We start from the raw sequence: 20,054 nt of genomic DNA, 5'->3' as shown, positions 1-20,054 counted from the left end.
CAAGTAGCCCTAGCCTCCTGCCTGCAAGGGAACCCAGAACAGGCTGGCATCGAACCGGTCGGCGCTCATGGGCTCCGTTCCGCGCGTGAAGCAACCCTCGACGGCACCATCGACATCGGCCTTCTGCTCCGGCGTCAGATCGGCACGATAGGCGATCGCGCAGGTCCGCTCAGGGATCGCGACCTGATAATCCGGCCCGAGGGTGTCATCAAACAGATGCGGGAGCAGCAGCCGAGACGGACCGACGCCGTCCTCATGGAGCATTATCTGCATGAGTGGCCTGCCGCCTTCATCGACCTTCTGGTGCGAAGCCGGGCGTGATCCGGTCATGCGCATCAGGTTATCGAGAGCCTTGGCCCGCCAATCGATCCCGGCGTTCTCCCAGTATGCGGCCAACTCGCCGTTGACATAGGTCATCATGTTGTCTTCGCCCAGCACTGCCCAAGCCGCGACGAACGGCAACCGGCCGATCTGAACGATCGGTCCCGGCCAGTTGAGTTGGAGAAGCGCCGGCGGCAACACGATCGGCACCAGCTGGGTCTCGTCACGCTCGGAAGGGTGGCGCGTGAGATCCGTCCGAAGCGCGTCGATATCCGCCATAGAAGCCCCCGCAGAAAGACTGCGAGAGAGAATACACTCGTTCATCGCAATGAGAGAACGAAGGCGGCGCCGTGCCTGCGGCAACGGCGCCCCAGCCCCCGGGGCAGCAGGGCTGGGGCGCGCCTTGCGCCGCCCGCCTTGATCCCCCGATCAGGCGACGGCGTGCAGCGTCCGGCTCTTGCCCCCAAGAATCCGGTCCGCCGCGCCGGCCCCCCAACCGTAGTCCAGCAGCAGCTCCTGCCCCGGCTCGACCGGCCGGATCGTCCGGAAGGTCAGGGTCTTGGCGGCAACGTCGATCTCGACATCGACATTCGGCACGTCGCTGGCGTTGAACAGGCTGCCGATGCCGAGGCTGACGGCCCGCGGGCGGCCCTCCTCCGGCCATTTGTAGACATAGTCGTCGAGGATCGTGGCTTCGCAGCGCCGCCAGTCCTCCCGATCCAGCAGCAGCACCGGGTTGCGACAGATCACGTCACCCCGCGCGAACCGCCTGGTGGCGAACACGCCCCTTCCCGCCGCCGCGACGCTGCGGACGGTATACCCCTCGTCTTCCGGCTTCATTCGGCAATCTATCGATGGATCGGACACGGCGACGAGGCTGCCCGCCCCGGCGATCAAAATTCCATCAGCATGTGAGGTCAGCCGCGATCCCCGGCCAGGGCGTAGAGCACGAAGGGCATCTCGATGCCCTCGTACAGCCGGCGATAGGAACGGCAGAGGCGGAAGCCCCTGGCCTCGTAGAAGCCGCGGGCCAGCCGGTTGTGGGCGAAGCTCTCCAGCGTGCGGCAGCCGCGCCTGACGGCGTCGGCCAGGAGCACGGTGCCGGCCGACCGGCCCTGCGCCGCCGGGTCGACGAACAGCATGTCGAGATGCGACCCGGTCATCAGCGAGAAGCCGAGCGGCGTGCCCTTGGCGTCGACCGCGATGCGCAGGTCCGGCAGCCGGGCGGTGAAGCGGCGGGCGAAATCCTCCGGCCGTTTGCGGTCCAGGATCGCGGCCGGGAGGATGTGCTCGAAGGCGGCGCGGGTGCTGCGCCACGCCACCTCCGCCACGGCCGGCAGGTCCGCCGCCACCGGCGGGCGCACCGTCACCGCATCCATCGTCCTCACCTCACCCATCATCCGGCGCCCCGCAGCCTGGGATCGAGCGCGTCGCGCAACCCGTCGCCGAGCAGGTTGAAGCCGAAAGACGCCAACAGGATGGCAAGGCCGGAGAAGATCGAATCCCAGGGCGACAGCAGCAGGTAGCCCCGCGCCTCGGCCAGCATGCGGCCCAATGACGGCGTCGGCGGCTGGGTGCCGAGGCCGAGGAAGGACAGCGAGGCCTCGACCAGGATCGCGGTGGACAGCGACAGGCTGGCCTGGACCAGGATGACGCTGGCGAGGTTGGGCAGCACGTGTCGCCGCAGCACCCGCCCCTCCCCCGCCCCGATGGCGCGGGCGCCGAGCACGTACTGGCTGCCGGCCACCACGAGCGCCGGGCCGCGCAGCAGCCGGGCGAAGACCGGGATGTAGACGATGCCGATGGCCAGCGCCGTGGTGGTCGCCCCCGGCCCCAGCATGGCGACGATGCCGATCGCCAGCAGGATGATCGGGAAGGCGAACAGGATGTCCATCAGCCGCATGCCGGCGCGGTCGAGCCAGCCGCCGCGCAAGGCTGCGGCCACGCCCAGGGTGCCGCCGACCAGCAGCGCCAGCAGCACGGCGCTGGCCGAGGCGGCGAGCGAGGCGCGATAGCCATAGAGGATCCGCGACAGCACGTCCCGGCCGAACTGGTCGGTGCCGAGCCAGGCGGCGGCGCTGGGCGGCTTCATCCGCCGGATCACATGCTGCGCCAGCGGGTCGTCCGGCGCGATCCAGGGCGCCAGCAGGGCCGCCCCGACCTGCAGCAGCACCAGCGCCCCGCCGATCCAGACCAGCGGGTGGCGTGGCGCGGCGATGCGGCGGCGCGAGGGCGGCGCCAGGGTCTCGGGCAGTGGTGCCGTCATCTGAGGCCGATCCGCGGGTCGAGGGCGGCATAGAGCATGTCGGTGACGAAGTTCACGACCACGAAGCCGGCGGTGACCAGCAGGATCGCCGCCTGGATCAGCGGGTAGTTGCGCTCCGCGATCGCGCCCAGCATCAGCCGGCCGAGGCCCGGCAGGGCGAAGACCTGCTCGACCACGATGGCGCCGCCGAACAGGTAGCCGGCGGAGATGCCGAGCGCGGTGACGAAGGGGATCATGGCGTTGCGGAAGGCGTGGTGGAACACCACCGACCGCTCGCTGACGCCCTTGGCCCGGGCGGTGCGGATATAATCCTGCCCCAGCGCGTCGAGCATGGCGGAACGGACGATGCGCGACAGCGAGGCCAGCACCGGCACGGCCAGGGCGATGGTCGGCAGCAGCATACGCTGCAGATTGCCGACCGGATCGTCGGCCAGGGCCACGAAGCCGATCGCCGGGAAGGCCGGGAACACGCCGTGGAACAGGTAGATCAGCAGGCCCCCGAGCCAGAAGGACGGCACGGTGACGCCGGCGATGGTGACCACGCGCACGAGATAGTCGCGGGCCGAGTTGCGGAAATAGGCCATCAGGCAGCCGGCCGGTACCGCCAGCGCCACCGAGACGGCGAGCGCCAGCAGCGTGACCTCGATGGTGACGCCGATCCGGGCCCCGATCTCCTCCAGCACCGGCCGGCCGGTCCACAGGCTGGTGCCGAGATCGCCGGTCAGGAGGCCGCCGAGCCAGGCCAGGTACTGGGTGACCAGCGGCTGGTCGAGGCCGAGGCGCTGGCGCAGCGCCGCGATCCGGTCCGGCGTCACCTCGCTGTTGGCGCCGAGCATGATCTGCACCGCGTCGCCCGGGATCAGCCGGATCATCAGGAAGGCGACGACCGAGACCCCGAACAGCACCACCAGCAGGTCGAGCAGCCGCCCGGTCAGGAAGCGGGGCATCCGGCCTCCCTTCGTGCCCGAGGCTCAAAAAGTCCCCCCTCCCCTCGCGGGAGGGGGATAGGGGGAGGGGGTTCGTGCCGAGAGAGCCGGCTCCCTCTGAAAGATTTGGACGTCGAAAGCTTCAGGTCCCGCCGCGTCGGAGTCCTTCGATCGACAACCCCCTCCCCCTTCCCCCCTCCCGCAAGGGGAGGGGGGACTCGATTGGCTTGGTTCGCGGGGACCGTCACCCCCATCACTTCTGCAGCGCCGTCTGCCGCAGCGAGCGGGTGGAGCGGTTGCCGACGATCTCGTAGCCGGTGACGCCGTCGCGCACCGCGGTGAACAGCTGGCCGAAGGCCAGATGCGCGATCGGGCCGTCGCAGGCCAGGCGCTTCTGCAGGTCGGCATAGATCGCCTTGCGCTTGGCCGGGTCCAGCGTCGTCCGGCCCTCGTCCAGCAGCTTGTCGATCTCGGCGTCCGAATATTTGAACACATTGGTCGAGCCGCCGGTGCGGAAGGTGCGGTACAGGTAGCCGTCCGGGTCGACATTGCCGCCGTTGATCGAGGCGAAGAGCTGGAAATTGGAGTTGCGCCAGTCCTGGATGAAGGTCCCCTGCTCCTGCACGTTCAGCGCCACCTCGAAGCCGGCGGCGTTGAGCTGGGCCTGCACCACCTGGGCGACGTCGACCACCAGCTGGTTCGAGCCCAGCACCTTCATCTCGGCCTTCAGCGGCAGGGCCACCCCGGCCTCGGCCAGGAGCGCCTTCGCCTTCTCCGGATCGGCGGCGTAGCAGGGGAAGTCCGAGACCGACAGCGCCCAGTCCTTCAGGCCGGGCGACAGCGGCCCGCCCGGCTGGCCCTTGCCGAAATAGGCGGCCTCGACCACCTGGGACCGGTCGATCGCGGTGTTCAGCGCCTCGCGCACCTTCGGGTTGTCGAAGGGCGGCTTCGACACGTTCATGCCGACCAGGGTGTAGGACAGGTCGGTCGTCTCGAGCAGGGTGACACCGGGCGTGCCCTGCAGCGTCGCCGCCGTGGCCGGGTCGACATTCGGCAGCAGCTGGTAGGTGCCGCCGGACAGGCCGACCTGCCGGGTCGAGGCCTCCGGCACGATGTTGATCTTGACCGCGTCGAGCTTCGGCAGCCCCGCCTGCCAATAGCCGTCGGTCTTCGCCAGCAGCAGATAGGTGTCGGGCACCCATTCCTTCAGCGTGAACGGACCGGTGCCGTCGGTCTTGCGCTGCAGGTCGATGCCGCCGGTCGCGGCTGCGGCCGGCACGATCGAGATCTGCGGCAGGTTGGCGAGGAAGGGCGCCGAAGGCGTCGTCAGCGTCACGGTGACCTGGTGGTCGCCGGTCGCCGTCACCTCCTTCACCATGTCGATGCGGCTGGCATAGGGCGAGCCGGTCTTGGGGTCGCGCACCCGGGCGAAGCTGGCGGCGACGTCGGCCGGAGTCACCGGCGACCCGTCATGGAACTTCGCGCCCGGGCGCAGGGTGAAGACATAGGTCAGCCCATCGGGCGAGATGGTCCAGGATTCGGCCAGCTCCGGCACCACCTTCAGGTCCTTGTCGACCGAGGTCAGTCCTTCATAGACCGAGCCGTTGACCAGCACCGTGGCGAAGGAGGTGGCCACATGCGGGTCCAGCCCGACCGGCGACTGGTCGGTCGCGACCTCCAGCGTCTGCGCCCACGCCATCGGCGCGGCGAGGGCCACCGCCGCTGCCGCCAGCGACGCCCGAATCATCCGTCCCATCTCCAGCCTCCCCCTGTTGATTGGGGGCCAGTAAAGGCGCGTCAAAGGGCGAGGTCAATCGATCGGCACAGGCCGGCGCTTCGTTCCGCTTTGACTGCCGGAGGCCTCTTCATGATAACAATGTTTTCCGTGTTGAGAATTTTCATGCGCGATTTTCAGGAGGCTTCATGATCAGTCGGCGGATCCGGGGCGGCAGCGCTCTTTCAACGGCCACGGCGCTCGCCATCTTCGCCCTGGCCATCGGCAGCCCGGCAACACGGGCGGCGGATTCGGGGACGCCGATGGCGGCCCGGATCGAGGCGCTGGAGCCCGAGCTCGACTCCTATGTGACGGCCGGGATGAAGGCGTTCGACACGCCGGGCCTGGCCATCGGCATCGTCAGCGGCGACAAGCTGGTCTACGCCCAGGGCTTCGGCGTGCGCAGCAAGGCGAAGGGCGGGGCGGTCGGCACCCGCACCGTGTTCCAGATCGGGTCGACCACCAAGGCCTTCCTGGCCGCCACCCTGGCGATCGCCGTCGACCGCGGCAAGCTGCATTGGGACAACCGCATCGTCGATCTCGACCCGGAGTTCCAGCTGAAGGACCCTTGGGTGACGCGCGAGTTCCGGGTCTTCGACCTGCTGGCGCAACGCTCGGGCCTGCCGCCCTACGCCAATGATTCGCTCGGCATCCTGGGGCTGGACGAGGCGGCGCTGATCCGGTCGCTGCGCCATGTCGAGCCGGTCTCGAGCTTCCGCTCCACCTTCGCCTACACCAACATCACGCATCTGCTGGCCGGCCGCATCGTCGCCCGCGGCGAGGGGGCCGCGGACTGGAACGCGGTGCTGCGCCAGGACCTGCTGCAGCCGCTCGGCATGGTCGAGACCTCGACCACCGCCGAGGCGATCGAGGCCGCGCCGGACCACACCCAGGGCCATCGCTGGACCCCCGACGGCACGGTCGAGGTGCCGTTCACGCCGATCTTCCCCTACGCCTTCGGTGGCGCCGGCGACATGAACTCCACCATCGAGGACATGGGCCGCTGGCTGCGGCTGCAGCTGCGCGACGGCAGCTTCGACGGGCAGACCATCGTCTCGCCGGCGAATATGGCGGTGACCCGCACGGCGCGGGTGGGGATCAACGACAAGGCCTTCTACGCGATGGGCTGGGTCGGGATCTCGACCCCGAACGGCCGCATCATCTGGCACAATGGCGGCACCCCCAGCTTCGGCGCCTATGTCGGCTTCGTGCCCGAGAAGGATGTCGGGGTCATCGTCCTGACCAATGCGGAGAATGTCGGGTTCCCGGACGCCGTGGGCGCCTGGGTGCTGGACCGCCTGCTGGACAATCCGCGGGTCGACCATGCCGCGGCCGCGCTCGAGGCGGCGAAAGGCCGGTTCGCCGAAGCGGCGAAGGCGTTCGTGAAGCCGGAGAACCCGCAGCCTGCCCTGCCGCTGGCGCCGCTGGCCGGCAGCTATGCCGAGCCGAGCCTCGGCAAGGCGGTGCTGCGCCAGGACGGCGACGGCGCGGTGCTGGAGCTGCAGGATGGCGGCGCCGTGCTGCAGCTGGAGCCGTGGGACGGCAGCGTCTTCATCCTCCGGCAGAAGCCGGTGGGCCGCTTCGCCGCCATGGTCGAGGACAGCGGCCCCAGCCCGGCCGGCTTCGCCCAGTTCCAGATCGACACGAACGGAACCAAGCCCCTGCTGCGCTTGACCATCGAGAACCAGTCCTACATGTTCCGGCGCGAATAGGCACTGATCGCCCATCTCAGACGATCGCGGCCTGCAATGCTTCCGTCGTCCCCAGCCACGCCTCCGCCAGGCCCGGGATGCAGAGCGCCCAGGCGACGAGCTGGGTCTTGATCTTCCCGACCGCCGAGACATGCACCGGCTCGAACGTGTCGAGCCAGCAGGCGAAAGCCTGGTGCGGTGGCACGTCATAGCGATCGGCCAGGACCCAGAGCCAGGTCGCGTGCGCCAGCCGGATGCTGACCGGAACGTGGTCGAGGCCGAGCGCCTGCGCGGCACAGATCCGGTGCCGCCCGGCCAGCATCCGGTAGAATTCGCCGCCCGGCCCGACCGCGACGATGATGTCGCCCTCCGTGCGTTCGCTGCGCGGGTCGCGCCCGCGAGCCGGGGTGAAATCGGGGGTCAGCTCCCGCGGTGTCACGCCGTGGGTCCGGATGCTGTCGAGCAGCGATTCGCAGTAGCGGCGATAGGATTCGATCGCCTCAACGCTGTCGAGCACCAGCGGGCCGACCTGCATCGGACGGCCCGCCTCCATCAGGCGCAGCAGCCTGCGATAGCTGGGGGAGGTGGTCGGAGCGCCGCTCCAGACGAGATCATTGAACCACTGGTGGTGGAAGCTGTCGGCGACCGGCTTCGAGATCTCCGACCAGTCGCCGGCATCGATGAAGCGATCCCGCAGCCAGACCGGACGGCCCCGGGCATGGACCTGGGTGGCCAGAGTCCGGGTCACGAGCCGCGTCGGCACCCAGCGCAGCAGGGCGGATCCGTAGAAGATCCGCGCGTCTCGAGGAGAAACCAAGGATCTCTCCGGACATTCCGATAGTTTCTTCATGTCCCGCAGCATTCTTCCTCGGAATCTCAAACGAGACTCCAGAATCGTCTGCGGTTTCGGTTTTTCTTGATTCTCAGTAATTTGCCGAAAGAGAGGGATGATGGCGGCATTGGTACGCTGATAGGTCAGCATTGCTTCTCTCCCCGATCGCAACACTGAGTTTGTAATGAAACTGTCACAATTTGACAAGAATGGGACACGAACGGCTTTCCCGCCGGCTGGTGTCTTCGTCATAATCCCAGTGCCGGTTGTCGGTGATGAAACGCGAGGAGAAGTCCCATGGCCACAGCACGGCGCACCGCGATCGGGCTGATGAGCGGCACCTCGATGGACGGGGTCGACGTCGCGGTGATCGAGACCGACGGCGAGACCGTGTTCGCCTGCGGCGCCGCCTCGACCACGCCCTACACCGATGCGGTGCGCGACGCCCTGCTGGCGGTGGCGCGCGACCCGGCGCGGGCCGAGCATGAGGCGCTGGCCGAGCTGTCCGCCGCCGTCACCGACCTGAACACCGCCGCCGTGCGCCGCCTGCTGGACGAGGCCGGGCTGAAGTCCGAGACGGTCGATGTGGTCGGCATGCACGGCCAGACCATCCTGCACCGGCCGGAGCGGCGCTTCACCCGGCAACTCGGGGACGGCGCCCGGCTGGCCGCGGCGCTGGGCATCCCCTGCGTCAACGATTTCCGCTCCGCCGACGTCGCCGCCGGCGGCCAGGGCGCGCCCTTCGCGCCGCTGTACCACGCCGCTTTGGCCAAGGACCTGCCGCGGCCGCTGGCCGTGCTGAATCTCGGCGGCGTCGGCAATGTCACGGTCATCGAAGAGGGCACCATCACCGCCTTCGACACCGGCCCGGCCAGCGCCATGATCGACGACTGGGTGCAGCGCCACACCGGCGCCCGCTACGACGAGGACGGGCGGATCGCCGCCAGCGGCCGCATCGCCGAAGACCGGCTGGCGGCGCTGCTGGCCAACCCCTATTTCGACGCGGCGCCGCCGAAGTCGCTGGACCGCAACGACTTCCCGATGGCGGCGGTGGACGGGCTGACGCTGGCCGACGGCGCCGCCACCCTGGCCGCCTTCACCGTCGCCTCGGTCGCCGCGTCGCGCCGGCACTTCACGGCCCCGCCCGGGCGCTGGCTGGTGACCGGCGGCGGCCGGCATAACGGCACGCTGATGGCCGGGCTGCGCCAGGCGCTGGGCGTGCCGGTCGACCCGGTCGAAGCGGTGGGCTGGGACGGCGATGCGCTGGAGGCCCAGGCCTTCGCCTTCCTCGCCGTGCGCTCGCTGGACGGGCTGCCGCTGAGCCTGCCGACCACCACCGGCGTGCCCCGGCCGATGACCGGCGGCGTCCTGCACCGGCCGCTGACCCGCGCGGCGTGAGCGCCTTACTGATCGCCACTCGCTCTCTCGAATCCCCCCTCCCCTCGCGGGAGGGGGCAAGGGGGAGGGGGTTGTCGAGCGAAGAGCGCAGCCCTCATCCGTCGATACTTCTCGTCGGTCGATCCTGCCCGTAAGCTCCGGTTCTTGCGGGCCGAACCCCCTCCCCCTACCCCCTCCCGCAAGGGGAGGGGGACTTGAAATGTTTCTGGAACTGCGTCCCATGACCCTCGCCGCCGCGGCCGATGCCGCCTTCGCCCTGGTCGATGAAGCGATCGATGCCGGCCGCATCCCCGGCGCCGTGCTGGGGCTGGTGACCCGCGACGGCGATCGCGCGATCCGCTCCGGCGGCCAGGCCGCGCTGGTGCCGGAACGCGTGGCCCTGGCCGAGGATGCGCTGTTCGACCTGGCCAGCCTGACCAAGGTGATCCTGACCGCCACCGAGGTGCTGCGGCTGGTCGAGCAGGGGCGGATCGACCTGGCCGACCCGCTGGCGCTTCACCTGCCGGACCTGCGCCAGTACCAGCCCGAGCACTGGGTGCGGCAGGTCACGGTGCGGCAGCTGCTGTCCCACCGCTCCGGCCTGCCGGCGGTGGAGCCGCTATACACCTGGGGCAGCGACCCGGAGACGCTGAAGGCGCTGGTGCTGCAGAAGGACTGGGCGGGCGGCGCTGAGACCTATTCCGACGTCAACTACGTGCTGCTGGGCATCCTGATCGAGCGGCTGCGGGACAAGCCGCTGCGCGACCTGCTGCCGCCCGGCGACTTCGCCGTCAGCCCCGGCCCGTCCCGCGCCGTCGCCACCGAGCGCTGCACCTGGCGCGGCCGGGTAATGCGCGGCGAGGTGCATGACGAGAACGCCTATGCGCTGGGCGGCCTGGCCGGCCATGCCGGGCTGTTCGGCAGCGCCGCCGCGGTGCTGGACTTCGCCCAGCGCTTCCTGGCCGAAGAGGTGCTGCGGCCGGCCACGGTCGCCGAGATGCTGCGCGCCGATGGCCACCCGCACGGCCTGGGCTGGCAAATTCGGCACGAGGGCTGGTCCGGCGGGTCGCTGTGCTCGCCCGACACGATCGGCCACACCGGCTTCACCGGCACGGCGCTGTGGCTCGACCTGGAGCGCGGCCACGCCTGGACCCTGCTGACCAACCGCGTGCACCCGTCGCGCCATGTCGAGACCGGCATCCAGGCCCTGCGCCGCGGAGTGTCGAACACGGTGTCGGCCGCCTGGCCGTTCTGAGAGCCTGCCCCGGAGCTCGCCCCGGCGGCCGTCTGACGCGGTTTTCTCCGCTTCCGGTGCTCACGCACCAAATGTGCGCTGCGCTCCGGTTCTCGAAAACCACGCCAGCCGACTCACCAGGACGAGCTCCGGGACAGGCTCTGCTTTCGAGATCTTCATCCTGGGAACCAACTCGAAGCCGCCCTCTGCTTGGCCCGGCCACGCAGCGATTGACAGGCAATTCCCAGCCGCTTTCCATGGGCGCAATCGGTCCGGCGATGGGGAGAACGCCGGAAATTTCTCATAAAATTCAATGCATAGGGGGACCGTCCCGATGAGATCCCGCCTGCTGGCCGCCGGCACCGCCGCGGCCGCCCTGCTGTGGGGCATCGCCGCCTCGGCCCAGACCCCGGAGGAGGCCCGCGCCTTCGTCGACAAGGCCGAGGCCGACCTGGCCGCCACCAGCGAGTATCTGAACAAGGCCTCCTGGGTCCGTGCCACCTTCATCACCGACGACACCCAGTGGCTGGAGGCCAAGGCCAATGGCGAATGGACCGAGAAGACCAGCGCCTATGCCAAGGAAGCCTCGCGATTCGACGAGGTCCAGCTCGACCCGGTGACCCGGCGCAAGCTCGACATCCTGAAGCGCAACCTGGTGCTGCCGGCGCCGGACCGGCCGGGTGCCGCGCACGAGCTGGCGACGCTGAGCACCAAGCTCGATTCCACTTACTCGACGGGCGAGTTCCCCTATCAGGGCAAGACCCTGACGCTGAGCGACGCCGAGGACATCCTGGCCGCCTCGCGCGACCCGGCCGAGACCAAGGCGGTGTGGGAAGGCTGGCACGGCATCTCGCCGGTGATGAAGCCGGACTATGCCCGGCTGGTGGCGCTGGCGAATGAGGGGTCGACGGCGCTGGGCTATGCCGACACCGGCGCGCTGTGGCGGTCCGGCTACGACATGCCGGCCGATGATTTCGCGGCCGAGACCGACCGGCTGTGGGGCCAGGTCGAGCCCTTCTACAAGAACCTGCACTGCTATGTCCGCGGCCGGCTGAACGCGAAATACGGCGATGCGGTGCAGCCGAAGACCGGGCCCATCCGCGCCGACCTCCTGGGCAACATGTGGGCCCAGTCCTGGGGCAACATCTACGATTTGGTGGCGCCGAAGGACGAGGCCGAGGGCTACAGCCTGGACAAGCTGTTGGTTGCCCAGGGCTACGACGCCACGAAGATGGTGAAGACCGGCGAGGCCTTCTACACCTCGCTCGGGCTGGCGCCCTTGCCCGATACCTTCTGGCAGCGCTCGCAGATCGTGCGGCCGGAGGGCCGCGACGTCGTCTGCCACGCCTCGGCCTGGGACCTGGACGACCGCGACGACGTCCGCATCAAGATGTGCACCAAGGTGAACGGCGAGGATTTCTACACCGTCCACCACGAGCTCGGGCACAACTACTATCAGCGCGCCTACAAGGACCAGCCCTACCTGTTCAAGAACGGGGCCAATGACGGGTTCCACGAGGCGATCGGCGATTTCGTCGGGCTGTCGGCGCTGACCCCGACCTACCTGAACCAGATCGGCCTGCTGGACAAGGTGCCGGGAGCCGAGGGCGACATCCCGTTCCTGCTGAAGATGGCGCTCGACAAGATCGCCTTCCTGCCCTTCGGGCTGCTGGTCGACCGCTGGCGCTGGGAGGTGTTCGCGGGGAAGGCCACGCCGGAGACCTACAACGACGCCTGGTGGGCGCTGCGGCTGAAGTATCAGGGGCTGGTGCCGCCGGGGCCGCGCCCGGCCGACGCCTTCGACCCCGGCGCCAAGTACCACATCCCGGGCAACACGCCCTACACGCGGTACTTCCTGGCCCATATCTACCAGTTCCAGTTCCACCGCGCCGCGTGCCAGCTAGCCGGATGGACCGGGCCGCTGCATCGCTGCTCGGTCTATGGCGACAAGCAGGTCGGCGAGCGCTTCAACGCGATGCTGGAGATGGGCCAGTCCAAGCCCTGGCCGGACGAGCTGGAGGCCTTTACCGGCGAGCGCAAGACAGACGCCAGCGCCGTGGTCGAATACTTCACGCCCCTGAACGACTGGCTGACCGAACAGAACAAGGGCCAGAGCTGCGGGTGGTGAAGCGGCTGACGGGATGTTCTCCTCTTGCCTCTCCCGCTTGCGAGACCTTCTCAGAATTCCAACACCGTCATTGCGAGCGCAGCGAAGCAATCCATGCATCAGCTCGTGCGGAACGATGGATTGCTTCGTCGCTTCGCCTCCTCGCAATGACGGCGAGGGACGAGCGTTCTGAAAGGGTTTCCCCAGGCGGGAGAGGCAATCCGTTCTTCGACCAGGCGTCCGCCCTTACACCACCTTCACGTACCAGTCGAAGTCGAGCGGCGGCACCTGGCTGTGGAAGCGGCGGTATTCGGCCAGCTTGATCTTGGCGAAGGCGTCGACGAAGGCGTCGCCGAGATAGTCGCGCATCAGGGCCGACTCCCGGAAGTCGCGGATCGAATCCAGCCAGTTCGGCGGGATGTCCGAGGCCGGCGAGCCATAGCCGTTGCCGGTCACCGGCGGGCCGGGGTCGCGCCGGTCGAGGATGCCGCGATGCATCCCGGCCAGCGCCGCCGCCAGCGCCAGGTACGGGTTGGCGTCGGCGCCCGCCACCCGGTGCTCGACATGCTTGGCCGCCGGCGGGCCGATCGGCACGCGCAGCGCCACGGTCCGGTTGTTGACGCCCCAGCTCGGCGCCAGCGGCGCGTAGCTGAGGGTCTGGAACCGGCGGTAGGAGTTGGCGTTCGGCGCGAACACCAGCATGCCGTCACGGATCGTCGCCCCCATGCCGCCGATGGCGTGGCGCAAGAGGTCGTCGCCACCCTCCGCGGCGAAGCGATTGCCGCCGTCGCCGTCGGCCAGGCTGATGTGCAGATGGGTGCCGCTGCCGGTCTCGCCGGCATAGGGTTTGGCCATGAAGGTGGCCTCCATGCCATGCCGCTTCGCCACGGCGCGGACCAGCCGCTTGTACAGGATGGCGTCGTCCGCCGCCCGCAGCGCGTCGGCGCGGTGCTTCAGGTTGATCTCCACCTGGCCCGGCGCGTATTCGCTGATCGCGGTGTCGGCCGGAAGGCCCTGGATCTCGCAGCAGGCATAGAGATCGGCCAGGAAGTCGCCGAGCTCGTCGAGATCGGCCATGCCGTAGGCCTGCTTGCCGGTGCTGGCGCCCCGGGGCGGGATCGGGCGCCCGGTCTCGCGCCAGGATGCGTCGAAGACGTAGAACTCCAGCTCCACCGCCACCACCGGGTGCAGGCCGTCGGCGGCCAGCCGCGACACCACCCGAGCCAGCACCTGGCGCGGATCGTAGGCCGACGGCGTGCCGTCGAGCTCGAACAGCGTCAGCAGCAGCTGGGCCGAGGGCTCGGCCTTCCACGGCACCGGCACCAGCGTGCCGGGCACGGGGCGGGCGGTGCGGTCGGCGTCGCCGTCCTCCCACACCAGCCCGGTCTCCTCCACATCCGCCCCGGTGATGTCGAGGCTGATGATCGAGCCGGGCATGTAGCGGCCGTTGCGCCAGATCCGCTCCAGCTCGCCGACCGGGATGCGCTTGCCGCGCTGCACGCCGCAGGCATCGGTCAGCAGGATATCGACGAAGCGGATGTCGCGGTGCCGGGCCAGGAAGTCCAGGCACTCCTGCGCGGGATCGGCGGCTTTGGTCGCGTCAGGCATGGTCGGCCTCCCCCTTCGGTCCGTGCCGCCAGCTTAGGTGGAGGCGAAGGCGAGCGGAACCGGTCCCGGGCGCGGGACCGTCATGCCGGCGAGAGTTCGGCGGCGCTGCATCGGAGCGATCGTGAGGAAGGCTGGAGCGGGTGAAGGGAATCGAACCCTCGTCGTAAGCTTGGGAAGCTTCTGCTCTACCATTGAGCTACACCCGCGCGCCGTCGGTTATAGGCGAAGCGGCGATACCGTTCAAGGCACGTCGGTGCGATCGCGACGGGTCCCGTTTTGCCCGCTGTGCTAGGAAAGCGCGTCGGATAGGATCGGCGCCGCGGATGGCGCCATGGGTGTGCGGCAGGGATGGAGCGCGGATGAGCGGCGAGATCGCCACGATGATGGACCTGCTGGCGCGGCTGCCGGGGCTGGGGCCGCGGTCGGCGCGCCGCATCGCGCTGCATCTGCTGCGCCACCGCGACGCCGTGATGCGGCCGCTGGCCGAGGCGCTGGAGGTCGCGGCCACGGCGATCGTGCCGTGCTCGATCTGCGGCAATCTCGACACCATCGACCCCTGCCCGATCTGCAGCGACCCGGCCCGCGACGCCGGGTTGATCTGCGTGGTCGAACAGGTGGCCGACCTGTGGGCGCTGGAGCGGGCGCGCGCCTTCCGCGGCCGCTACCACGTCCTGGGCGGCACGCTGTCGGCGATCGACGGCGTCGGGCCGGAGGACCTGTCGGTCCCGCGCCTGCTGGCGCGCGCCCGCGAGCCGGGCGTGACCGAGGTGATCCTGGCCCTGAACGCCACGGTCGACGGCCAGACCACGGCGCATTACCTGGCCGAAAAGCTGGAGGGCATCGGCCCCAGCATCACCCGCCTGGCCCATGGCGTGCCGGTGGGCGGCGAGCTGGACTATCTCGACGACGGCACGCTGGTCGCCGCCCTGCGCTCGCGCCGCGGGCTGTAGCCCGGCCCCTCGGGCCTATCCCGGCAGCGGCGGGTCGCGCGGCGGCACCGGGGTCGACTGGACGATCGAGGTGGTGGTCTGGCCATGCGCCAGGAAGCGGTCGAGCAGCCGGTCCAGCGTCTCGATCGCCTCGACATGCACCTTCAGGATGAAGCAGTCCTCGCCGGTGATGCGGTGGCATTCCGCCACCTGCGGCATCGCCCGCGCCAGCTCGGCGATCTTCGGCACCTGCCCCGGCATCGGCCGGATGCGGACGAACACCGTCAGCGGATAGCCCAGCGCCCCCGGCTCCAGCTCCAGCCGCCAGCCGCGGATCACCCCGGCCTCCTCCAACCGCAGCAGCCGCTCGCGCACCGCCGGGGCCGACATGCCGATGCGCCGCGCCAGCTCGGCCACGCCCAGCCGCGGCTCGGCCTGCAGCAGGCGGATCAAGGCGAGGTTGCGCTCATCGGCGAGCAGCGGCGAGACCTGGAAGGCCAAATCGACGGATCTCCTTCGGAACAAAGGCCGATAAGGGCATCGGGCTTCGACCGATCATGGGCCGGGCCGCCGGCGCATGCAAATCTTTCGGCCATGTCGATGCCTGAGTCCTCCGCCGCCGTGCCGCTGGCGCAGCGGCTGCCGCCGCAGCTGTTCTTCGTCGTCAGCGCCGTGTTCCACTATCTGGGGCCGGCCTGCGCCGTGCTGCTGTTCGGCGCGGTCGACGTGCTGGGCGTCGCGTGGCTGCGCATAGCCACCGCCGCCCTGGTGTTCGCGCTGTGGCGCCGGCCGTGGCGGCTGTGGCAGCGCAGCAGCGCCGCCGATCGCTGGACGCTTGTGGGCCTTGGCCTGGTGCTGGCGGCGATGAACGCCTGCTTCTACCTGGCGATCGCCCGGCTGCCGCTGGCCACGGTCGGCGCCATCGAGTTCCTGGGGCCGATCGGCCTGGCGGCGGCCGGGCTGCGCAGCCGGCGCAACCTGGTGGCGCTGAGCGTCGCGGCGGCCGGCGTGGCGATGCTGACCCAGATCCGGCTGGAGGGCGACGCCCTGGGCTATGCCCTGGCCTTCGCCAATTGTGCGCTGTTCGTCGCCTATGTCGTGCTGGCCCATCGCATCGCCGGGGCCGACGGCATCGACGGGCTGGCGGCGGCGATGCTGGTGGCGCTGGTGGCGATCAGCCCGGTCGGGCTGGGCCCGGCCCTGCCGGCACTGGCCGACCCGGTGCTGCTGCTGGCCGGGATCGGGGTCGGCATCGCCTCCTCGGTCATCCCCTATGTCTGCGACCTGCTGGCCATGGCCCGGCTGCCGCGCGCCAGCTTCGCGCTGATGCTGTCGCTGCTGCCGGCCACCGCCACCGGGATCGGCGTCCTGGTGCTGGGACAGATCCCCTCGACCCGCGACCTGACCGGCATTGCCCTGGTGATGGCCGGCGTCGCCCTGCACCGCGCCGCCCGGGCCTGACGGGCGAAGCGACACCTCCCCATTCGGCGAATTGCCGACCGCCGAAATTTGAGACAAACTTCATATTGGTGGGGGGAGATAGTTTGCACGTCATGGACCGGGCCCGAAGGCGGCTGGCTGACGCCGCGGTTGTGCGCGGACCTTCGGTCTCCTGACGGCGGGACCGGCGACCCCATAGGGATGAGATTCGGCCCACGCCCCGCATCGTGCGAGGGCGGGTGCCGCGTGGCGGATAGTCGATCGAATTGCGGGAGGGGGAAGACACAATGGCAAATTACTTCGGAACCGATGCGGGCGAGACCATCGTCGGCAGCGCCGGCGACGACCGGATCACCGGCCGCGGCGGCGACGACACGCTGACGGGAGGGAGCGGCAACGACGTCTTCGTCTACGACACGCGGGGGTTCGGCTACGACATCATCACCGACTTCAACACCAATGGTGACAGGATCGACCTCTCCTATCTCCATGTCGCCGATTTCGCCAGCCTGTGGCACGTCCTGCGCCAGGTTGGCAACGACGTCTTCATCAGCCTCGGCCATGGCGGCGACTATACCGAAGGCATCCGCATCAAGAACATTGCCCTGTCCAGCCTGAGCAGCGCCGACTTCGTCTTCGACACGTCGGCCAGCGCCCTCACCGTCGCAGGCACCGACCAGCGCGACGTCCTGTTCGGCGGCGCCGGCAACGACACGATTTCGGGTGGCGACACCAACGACACTCTGATCGGCGGCGCCGGCAACGACCGCATCATCGGCGGCACCGGCGACGACTGGCTGGTCGGCAACGCCGGCCATGATGTCTTCGTCTACAACAGCCGCGAGTTCAACGACGATACGATTGCCGATTTCGACATTAATGGCGACAGGATCGATCTGTCGTATCTCCATGTCGCCGATCTCGCCAGCCTGCGGCCCTTCATGATCCAGGACCGCACCGACGTCGTCATCATCCTTGAACCCGCCCGCGATTCCTGGAGCGGGTATAGCGAAACCATTCGCCTCAAGAACGTCACCCTGAGCAGTTTGAGCGACGATGATTTCATCTTCAACACGTCGCCGACATGGCTCGTCGTTACCCCTTCCGCTGGTGGCGGGGGCGTCCTGTTCGGCGGCAACGGCAATGACCTCATCTCGGGCTTCGGACCTCTCGTCGGCGGCGCCGGCGACGACCGTCTCATCGGCCAGGGCTTTCAAGACTGGCTCATGGGAGGCACCGGAAACGACGTTTTCGTCTTCAACCAGCGTGATTTCGGTGACGACGTTATCGCCGACTTCGATACCAATGGGGACAGGATCGATCTCTTCTCTCTTTACGTCCCCGATATCGGCAGCCTCCTGCCCTTCATGGCCCAGGACGGCAATGACGTCGTCATCACCCTGGACTATGGGTTCAGCGATACCATACGCCTGCTCAACGTCTCCCTGGACAGCCTGAGCAACGCCGACTTCATCTTCAACACCTCGACCAGCCCTCGCACCGTCAAGGGCATCAGCAGCGACCAGGAGGTCCTGTTCGGTGGTGCCGGTAACGATACGATTATCGGCGGCGGTGGTCCCGACAACTTGGTGGGTGGCCCAGGCAGTGACGTCTTCGTCTATAATGGGCACTACTTCGGCCCCGATACGATCGTCGACTTCAACACCAATGGCGACAGGATCGATCTTTCTTTCTTCAACGTCGCCGATATCGGCAGCCTCCTGCCCTGCATGGTCCAGGACGGAGACGACGTCGTTGTCACCCTGGGCTATGACGTCTTTGTCTTTGGTAGCTACAACCCCGAAGTCATCCGCATCAAGAACGTCGACCTGAGCAGCTTGAGCAACGCTGATTTCATCTTCAACACCTCGACCCTCGCTCTCACCGTCAACGGTACCTTCCACATCGACATCCTGTTCGGAGGCGCCGGCAACGACACGATCAACGGTATGGGCGGGGCCGACCGCATCGACGGGGGCGCCGGCAACGACACGATCTCTGCTGGCTACGAGGTCTACCGCATCGACGGCGGCGCCGGGGTCGACACCGTCATCTACAGGGGCACCGTCGATCTGTCCGCCGGCACCAGCGGCGATGGCGGTATCTTCATCTCGATCGAGAACGTCATCGGCGGCGATGGCAGCGACCAGTTCATCGGCAACGCCGATGCCAACATCCTGCAAGGCCGGGACGGGGACGACCTGCTCCGCGGCGGGGCGGGCGCCGACCGCCTCGACGGCGGAGCCGGCAACGACACCGCCAGCTTCTACGGCGCCGTCGTTGGGGTCACGGTGGATCTGTCCGCCGGCGCCGGCAGCGGCGGCGACGCCCAGGGCGACATCCTCGTCTCGATCGAGAACGTCACCGGCGGCGAGGGCAACGACCAACTCACCGGCGACGCGGGTTACAATATCCTGCGAGGCGGAAATGGCGACGACCTGCTCCGCGGCGGGGGCGGATCTGACCACCTCGACGGCGGCGCCGGCAACGATACCGCCAGCTTTTACACCAGCGGCGTCGGGATCACGGAGGATCTGCGCTTCTACAGCGAATACACTCGTCTTGCCTCGATCGAAAACCTCATCGGCAGCCAGCATGACGACGAATTCACCGGCACGGCCGGCGCCAATGTCCTGCAGGGCTGGAACGGCAACGACGTGCTCCGCGGCATGGCCGGAGCCGACCGCCTCGACGGCGGGGCCGGCAACGACACTGCCAGCTACAACATCAGCTACATCGGCATCACCGTGGACCTTTCCGCCGGCACCGCCGGTGGTGGCGACGCCCAGGGCGACATTCTCGTTTCGATCGAGAACGTCATCGGCAGCCAACGCGATGACCGGCTCACCGGCAATGCCGGTGTCAACATACTGGATGGCCAGGATGGCAACGATCTGCTCCGCGGTGGCGCCGGGGCGGATGTGATCGACGGCGACGACGGCATCGATACCGTCAGCTACTACTACGACACCGTCGGCGTCTCGATCGATCTGGGCGCCCACACCGCCAGCGGCGGCGAAGCCCAGGGCGACGTCCTGGTCGCCATCGAGAATCTCACCGGAGGGCAGGGCAACGACACTCTCGGCGGCAACGTCCGCGCCAATGTCCTGCAGGGCTGGGGCGGTGATGATATCCTCCGTGGCGGGGCGGGGGCCGACCGCCTCGATGGCGGCGCCGGCAGCGACACTGCCAGCTATTACAACAGCTCGGCCGGCGTCAGTGTAAACCTGGCCTCCGGCGCGGCCGGTGGCGCCGAGGCCCAGGGCGATATTCTGGTCTCGATCGAAAACGTCTCCGGCAGCCAGCACGCCGACACCCTGATCGGCAATGCCGGCGCCAACACGCTGCAGGGCTGGAACGGCAACGACGTGCTCCGCGGCGGGGCGGGCAAGGACACGCTGACCGGAGGCGCCGGCGCCGACCGCTTCGTCTACATCGCGTCCGGCGACAGCGGGACCGGCGCCAATGCCGACCGCATCACCGATTTCAGCCGGGCCCAACTGGACAGGATCGACCTGACGGCGATCGATGGCAACGCGGGCGTGGCGG

16 protein-coding genes and 1 tRNA gene are annotated in these 20,054 nt (G+C 68.8%); 7 read left to right on the top strand and 10 right to left on the bottom strand.

What is annotated here, in order from left to right; all coding sequences use genetic code 11:
* Nucleotides 1-9 precede the first annotated feature (9 nt).
* The 6 genes from FFK22_RS32685 to FFK22_RS32660 all read right to left on the bottom strand — a co-directional run bounded on the left by FFK22_RS32685 (nucleotide 10) and on the right by FFK22_RS32660 (nucleotide 5,269).
* Complete coding sequence (locus tag FFK22_RS32685) at nucleotides 10-600, bottom strand: hypothetical protein (protein ID WP_138888857.1); 591 nt, start codon at nucleotides 598-600, stop codon at nucleotides 10-12.
* Between the two features lie 150 nt (nucleotides 601-750).
* Nucleotides 751-1,161: an SET domain-containing protein-lysine N-methyltransferase gene (locus FFK22_RS32680; RefSeq protein WP_138888856.1), complete on the bottom strand. Its 411-nt coding sequence runs from the start codon at nucleotides 1,159-1,161 to the stop codon at nucleotides 751-753.
* Between the two features lie 77 nt (nucleotides 1,162-1,238).
* Nucleotides 1,239-1,700: a GNAT family N-acetyltransferase gene (locus tag FFK22_RS32675; protein ID WP_306770209.1), complete on the bottom strand. Its 462-nt coding sequence runs from the start codon at nucleotides 1,698-1,700 to the stop codon at nucleotides 1,239-1,241.
* Between the two features lie 17 nt (nucleotides 1,701-1,717).
* Complete coding sequence (locus FFK22_RS32670) at nucleotides 1,718-2,587, bottom strand: ABC transporter permease (RefSeq protein WP_138888854.1); 870 nt, start codon at nucleotides 2,585-2,587, stop codon at nucleotides 1,718-1,720.
* Entirely contained in the window at nucleotides 2,584-3,534 is a 951-nt protein-coding gene (locus FFK22_RS32665; RefSeq protein ID WP_138888853.1) for an ABC transporter permease, read from the bottom strand. The genes FFK22_RS32670 and FFK22_RS32665 overlap by 4 nt, the downstream gene beginning before the upstream one ends.
* 232 nt (nucleotides 3,535-3,766) lie before the next feature.
* Nucleotides 3,767-5,269 (bottom strand): ABC transporter substrate-binding protein, encoded by a 1,503-nt coding sequence (locus FFK22_RS32660; protein WP_221939020.1) that lies wholly within the window; start codon nucleotides 5,267-5,269, stop codon nucleotides 3,767-3,769.
* Between the two features lie 167 nt (nucleotides 5,270-5,436).
* Between FFK22_RS32660 and FFK22_RS32655 the strand changes: the two genes are divergently transcribed.
* Complete coding sequence (locus tag FFK22_RS32655; protein WP_138888852.1) at nucleotides 5,437-6,999, top strand: serine hydrolase; 1,563 nt, start codon at nucleotides 5,437-5,439, stop codon at nucleotides 6,997-6,999.
* A gap of 16 nt (nucleotides 7,000-7,015) precedes the next feature.
* Here FFK22_RS32655 and FFK22_RS32650 read toward each other — a convergent pair whose 3' ends face one another.
* Nucleotides 7,016-7,960, bottom strand: a complete 945-nt coding sequence (locus FFK22_RS32650) for a hypothetical protein (RefSeq protein WP_138888851.1) — start codon at nucleotides 7,958-7,960, stop codon at nucleotides 7,016-7,018.
* A gap of 147 nt (nucleotides 7,961-8,107) precedes the next feature.
* Between FFK22_RS32650 and FFK22_RS32645 the strand changes: the two genes are divergently transcribed.
* The 3 genes from FFK22_RS32645 to FFK22_RS32635 all read left to right on the top strand — a co-directional run bounded on the left by FFK22_RS32645 (nucleotide 8,108) and on the right by FFK22_RS32635 (nucleotide 12,549).
* Nucleotides 8,108-9,208, top strand: a complete 1,101-nt coding sequence (locus FFK22_RS32645; protein ID WP_138888850.1) for an anhydro-N-acetylmuramic acid kinase — start codon at nucleotides 8,108-8,110, stop codon at nucleotides 9,206-9,208.
* Between the two features lie 220 nt (nucleotides 9,209-9,428).
* Nucleotides 9,429-10,442, top strand: coding sequence for a serine hydrolase (locus FFK22_RS32640; RefSeq protein WP_138888849.1), 1,014 nt, complete (start codon nucleotides 9,429-9,431; stop codon nucleotides 10,440-10,442).
* A gap of 313 nt (nucleotides 10,443-10,755) precedes the next feature.
* Nucleotides 10,756-12,549, top strand: coding sequence for a M2 family metallopeptidase (locus FFK22_RS32635; RefSeq protein WP_138888848.1), 1,794 nt, complete (start codon nucleotides 10,756-10,758; stop codon nucleotides 12,547-12,549).
* A gap of 225 nt (nucleotides 12,550-12,774) precedes the next feature.
* Here the strand turns inward: FFK22_RS32635 and FFK22_RS32630 are convergent, their stop codons facing one another.
* Nucleotides 12,775-14,136: a glutamine synthetase family protein gene (locus FFK22_RS32630; RefSeq protein ID WP_138888847.1), complete on the bottom strand. Its 1,362-nt coding sequence runs from the start codon at nucleotides 14,134-14,136 to the stop codon at nucleotides 12,775-12,777.
* Nucleotides 14,137-14,268: 132 nt separating this feature from the next.
* Nucleotides 14,269-14,342: transfer RNA gene (locus FFK22_RS32625), tRNA-Gly, on the bottom strand.
* Between the two features lie 153 nt (nucleotides 14,343-14,495).
* On the opposite strand from FFK22_RS32625, the gene recR reads away from it, so the two are divergent.
* The gene (gene recR / locus FFK22_RS32620; RefSeq protein ID WP_138888846.1) at nucleotides 14,496-15,086 is read left to right on the top strand and encodes a recombination mediator RecR; all 591 of its coding nucleotides are present in this window, start codon (nucleotides 14,496-14,498) and stop codon (nucleotides 15,084-15,086) included.
* A 15-nt stretch (nucleotides 15,087-15,101) separates the two neighbouring features.
* Here recR and FFK22_RS32615 read toward each other — a convergent pair whose 3' ends face one another.
* Nucleotides 15,102-15,566, bottom strand: a complete 465-nt coding sequence (locus tag FFK22_RS32615; RefSeq protein WP_138888845.1) for an Lrp/AsnC family transcriptional regulator — start codon at nucleotides 15,564-15,566, stop codon at nucleotides 15,102-15,104.
* A gap of 99 nt (nucleotides 15,567-15,665) precedes the next feature.
* Here FFK22_RS32615 and FFK22_RS32610 point away from each other — a divergent pair, with 99 nt between their 5' ends.
* Complete coding sequence (locus FFK22_RS32610) at nucleotides 15,666-16,526, top strand: DMT family transporter (protein ID WP_138888844.1); 861 nt, start codon at nucleotides 15,666-15,668, stop codon at nucleotides 16,524-16,526.
* A 266-nt stretch (nucleotides 16,527-16,792) separates the two neighbouring features.
* On the top strand, nucleotides 16,793-20,054 hold a 3,262-nt coding region (locus FFK22_RS32605), incomplete at its 3' end, for a M10 family metallopeptidase C-terminal domain-containing protein (RefSeq protein WP_186002774.1).

The sequence above is a fragment of the Mycobacterium sp. KBS0706 genome, from assembly GCF_005938675.2.
Classification (GTDB): Bacteria; Pseudomonadota; Alphaproteobacteria; order DSM-16000; family Inquilinaceae; genus Inquilinus.
Note: the sequence above shows the minus strand (reverse complement) of the source record. Positions and strands in the feature narration are given on the sequence as shown.

Excerpts from the sequence above, each read along its gene's own strand:
- FFK22_RS32685 (WP_138888857.1), bottom strand. The coding sequence starts at position 600 with ATGGCGGATATCGACGCGCTTCGGACGGATCTCACGCGCCACCCTTCC.
- FFK22_RS32680 (WP_138888856.1), bottom strand. The coding sequence starts at position 1,161 with ATGAAGCCGGAAGACGAGGGGTATACCGTCCGCAGCGTCGCGGCGGCG.
- FFK22_RS32675 (WP_306770209.1), bottom strand. The coding sequence starts at position 1,700 with ATGGATGCGGTGACGGTGCGCCCGCCGGTGGCGGCGGACCTGCCGGCC.
- FFK22_RS32670 (WP_138888854.1), bottom strand. The coding sequence starts at position 2,587 with ATGACGGCACCACTGCCCGAGACCCTGGCGCCGCCCTCGCGCCGCCGC.
- FFK22_RS32665 (WP_138888853.1), bottom strand. The coding sequence starts at position 3,534 with ATGCCCCGCTTCCTGACCGGGCGGCTGCTCGACCTGCTGGTGGTGCTG.
- FFK22_RS32660 (WP_221939020.1), bottom strand. The coding sequence starts at position 5,269 with ATGGGACGGATGATTCGGGCGTCGCTGGCGGCAGCGGCGGTGGCCCTC.
- FFK22_RS32655 (WP_138888852.1), top strand. The coding sequence starts at position 5,437 with ATGATCAGTCGGCGGATCCGGGGCGGCAGCGCTCTTTCAACGGCCACG.
- FFK22_RS32650 (WP_138888851.1), bottom strand. The coding sequence starts at position 7,960 with ATGCTGACCTATCAGCGTACCAATGCCGCCATCATCCCTCTCTTTCGG.
- FFK22_RS32645 (WP_138888850.1), top strand. The coding sequence starts at position 8,108 with ATGGCCACAGCACGGCGCACCGCGATCGGGCTGATGAGCGGCACCTCG.
- FFK22_RS32640 (WP_138888849.1), top strand. The coding sequence starts at position 9,429 with ATGACCCTCGCCGCCGCGGCCGATGCCGCCTTCGCCCTGGTCGATGAA.
- FFK22_RS32635 (WP_138888848.1), top strand. The coding sequence starts at position 10,756 with ATGAGATCCCGCCTGCTGGCCGCCGGCACCGCCGCGGCCGCCCTGCTG.
- FFK22_RS32630 (WP_138888847.1), bottom strand. The coding sequence starts at position 14,136 with ATGCCTGACGCGACCAAAGCCGCCGATCCCGCGCAGGAGTGCCTGGAC.
- recR (WP_138888846.1), top strand. The coding sequence starts at position 14,496 with ATGAGCGGCGAGATCGCCACGATGATGGACCTGCTGGCGCGGCTGCCG.
- FFK22_RS32610 (WP_138888844.1), top strand. The coding sequence starts at position 15,666 with ATGCCTGAGTCCTCCGCCGCCGTGCCGCTGGCGCAGCGGCTGCCGCCG.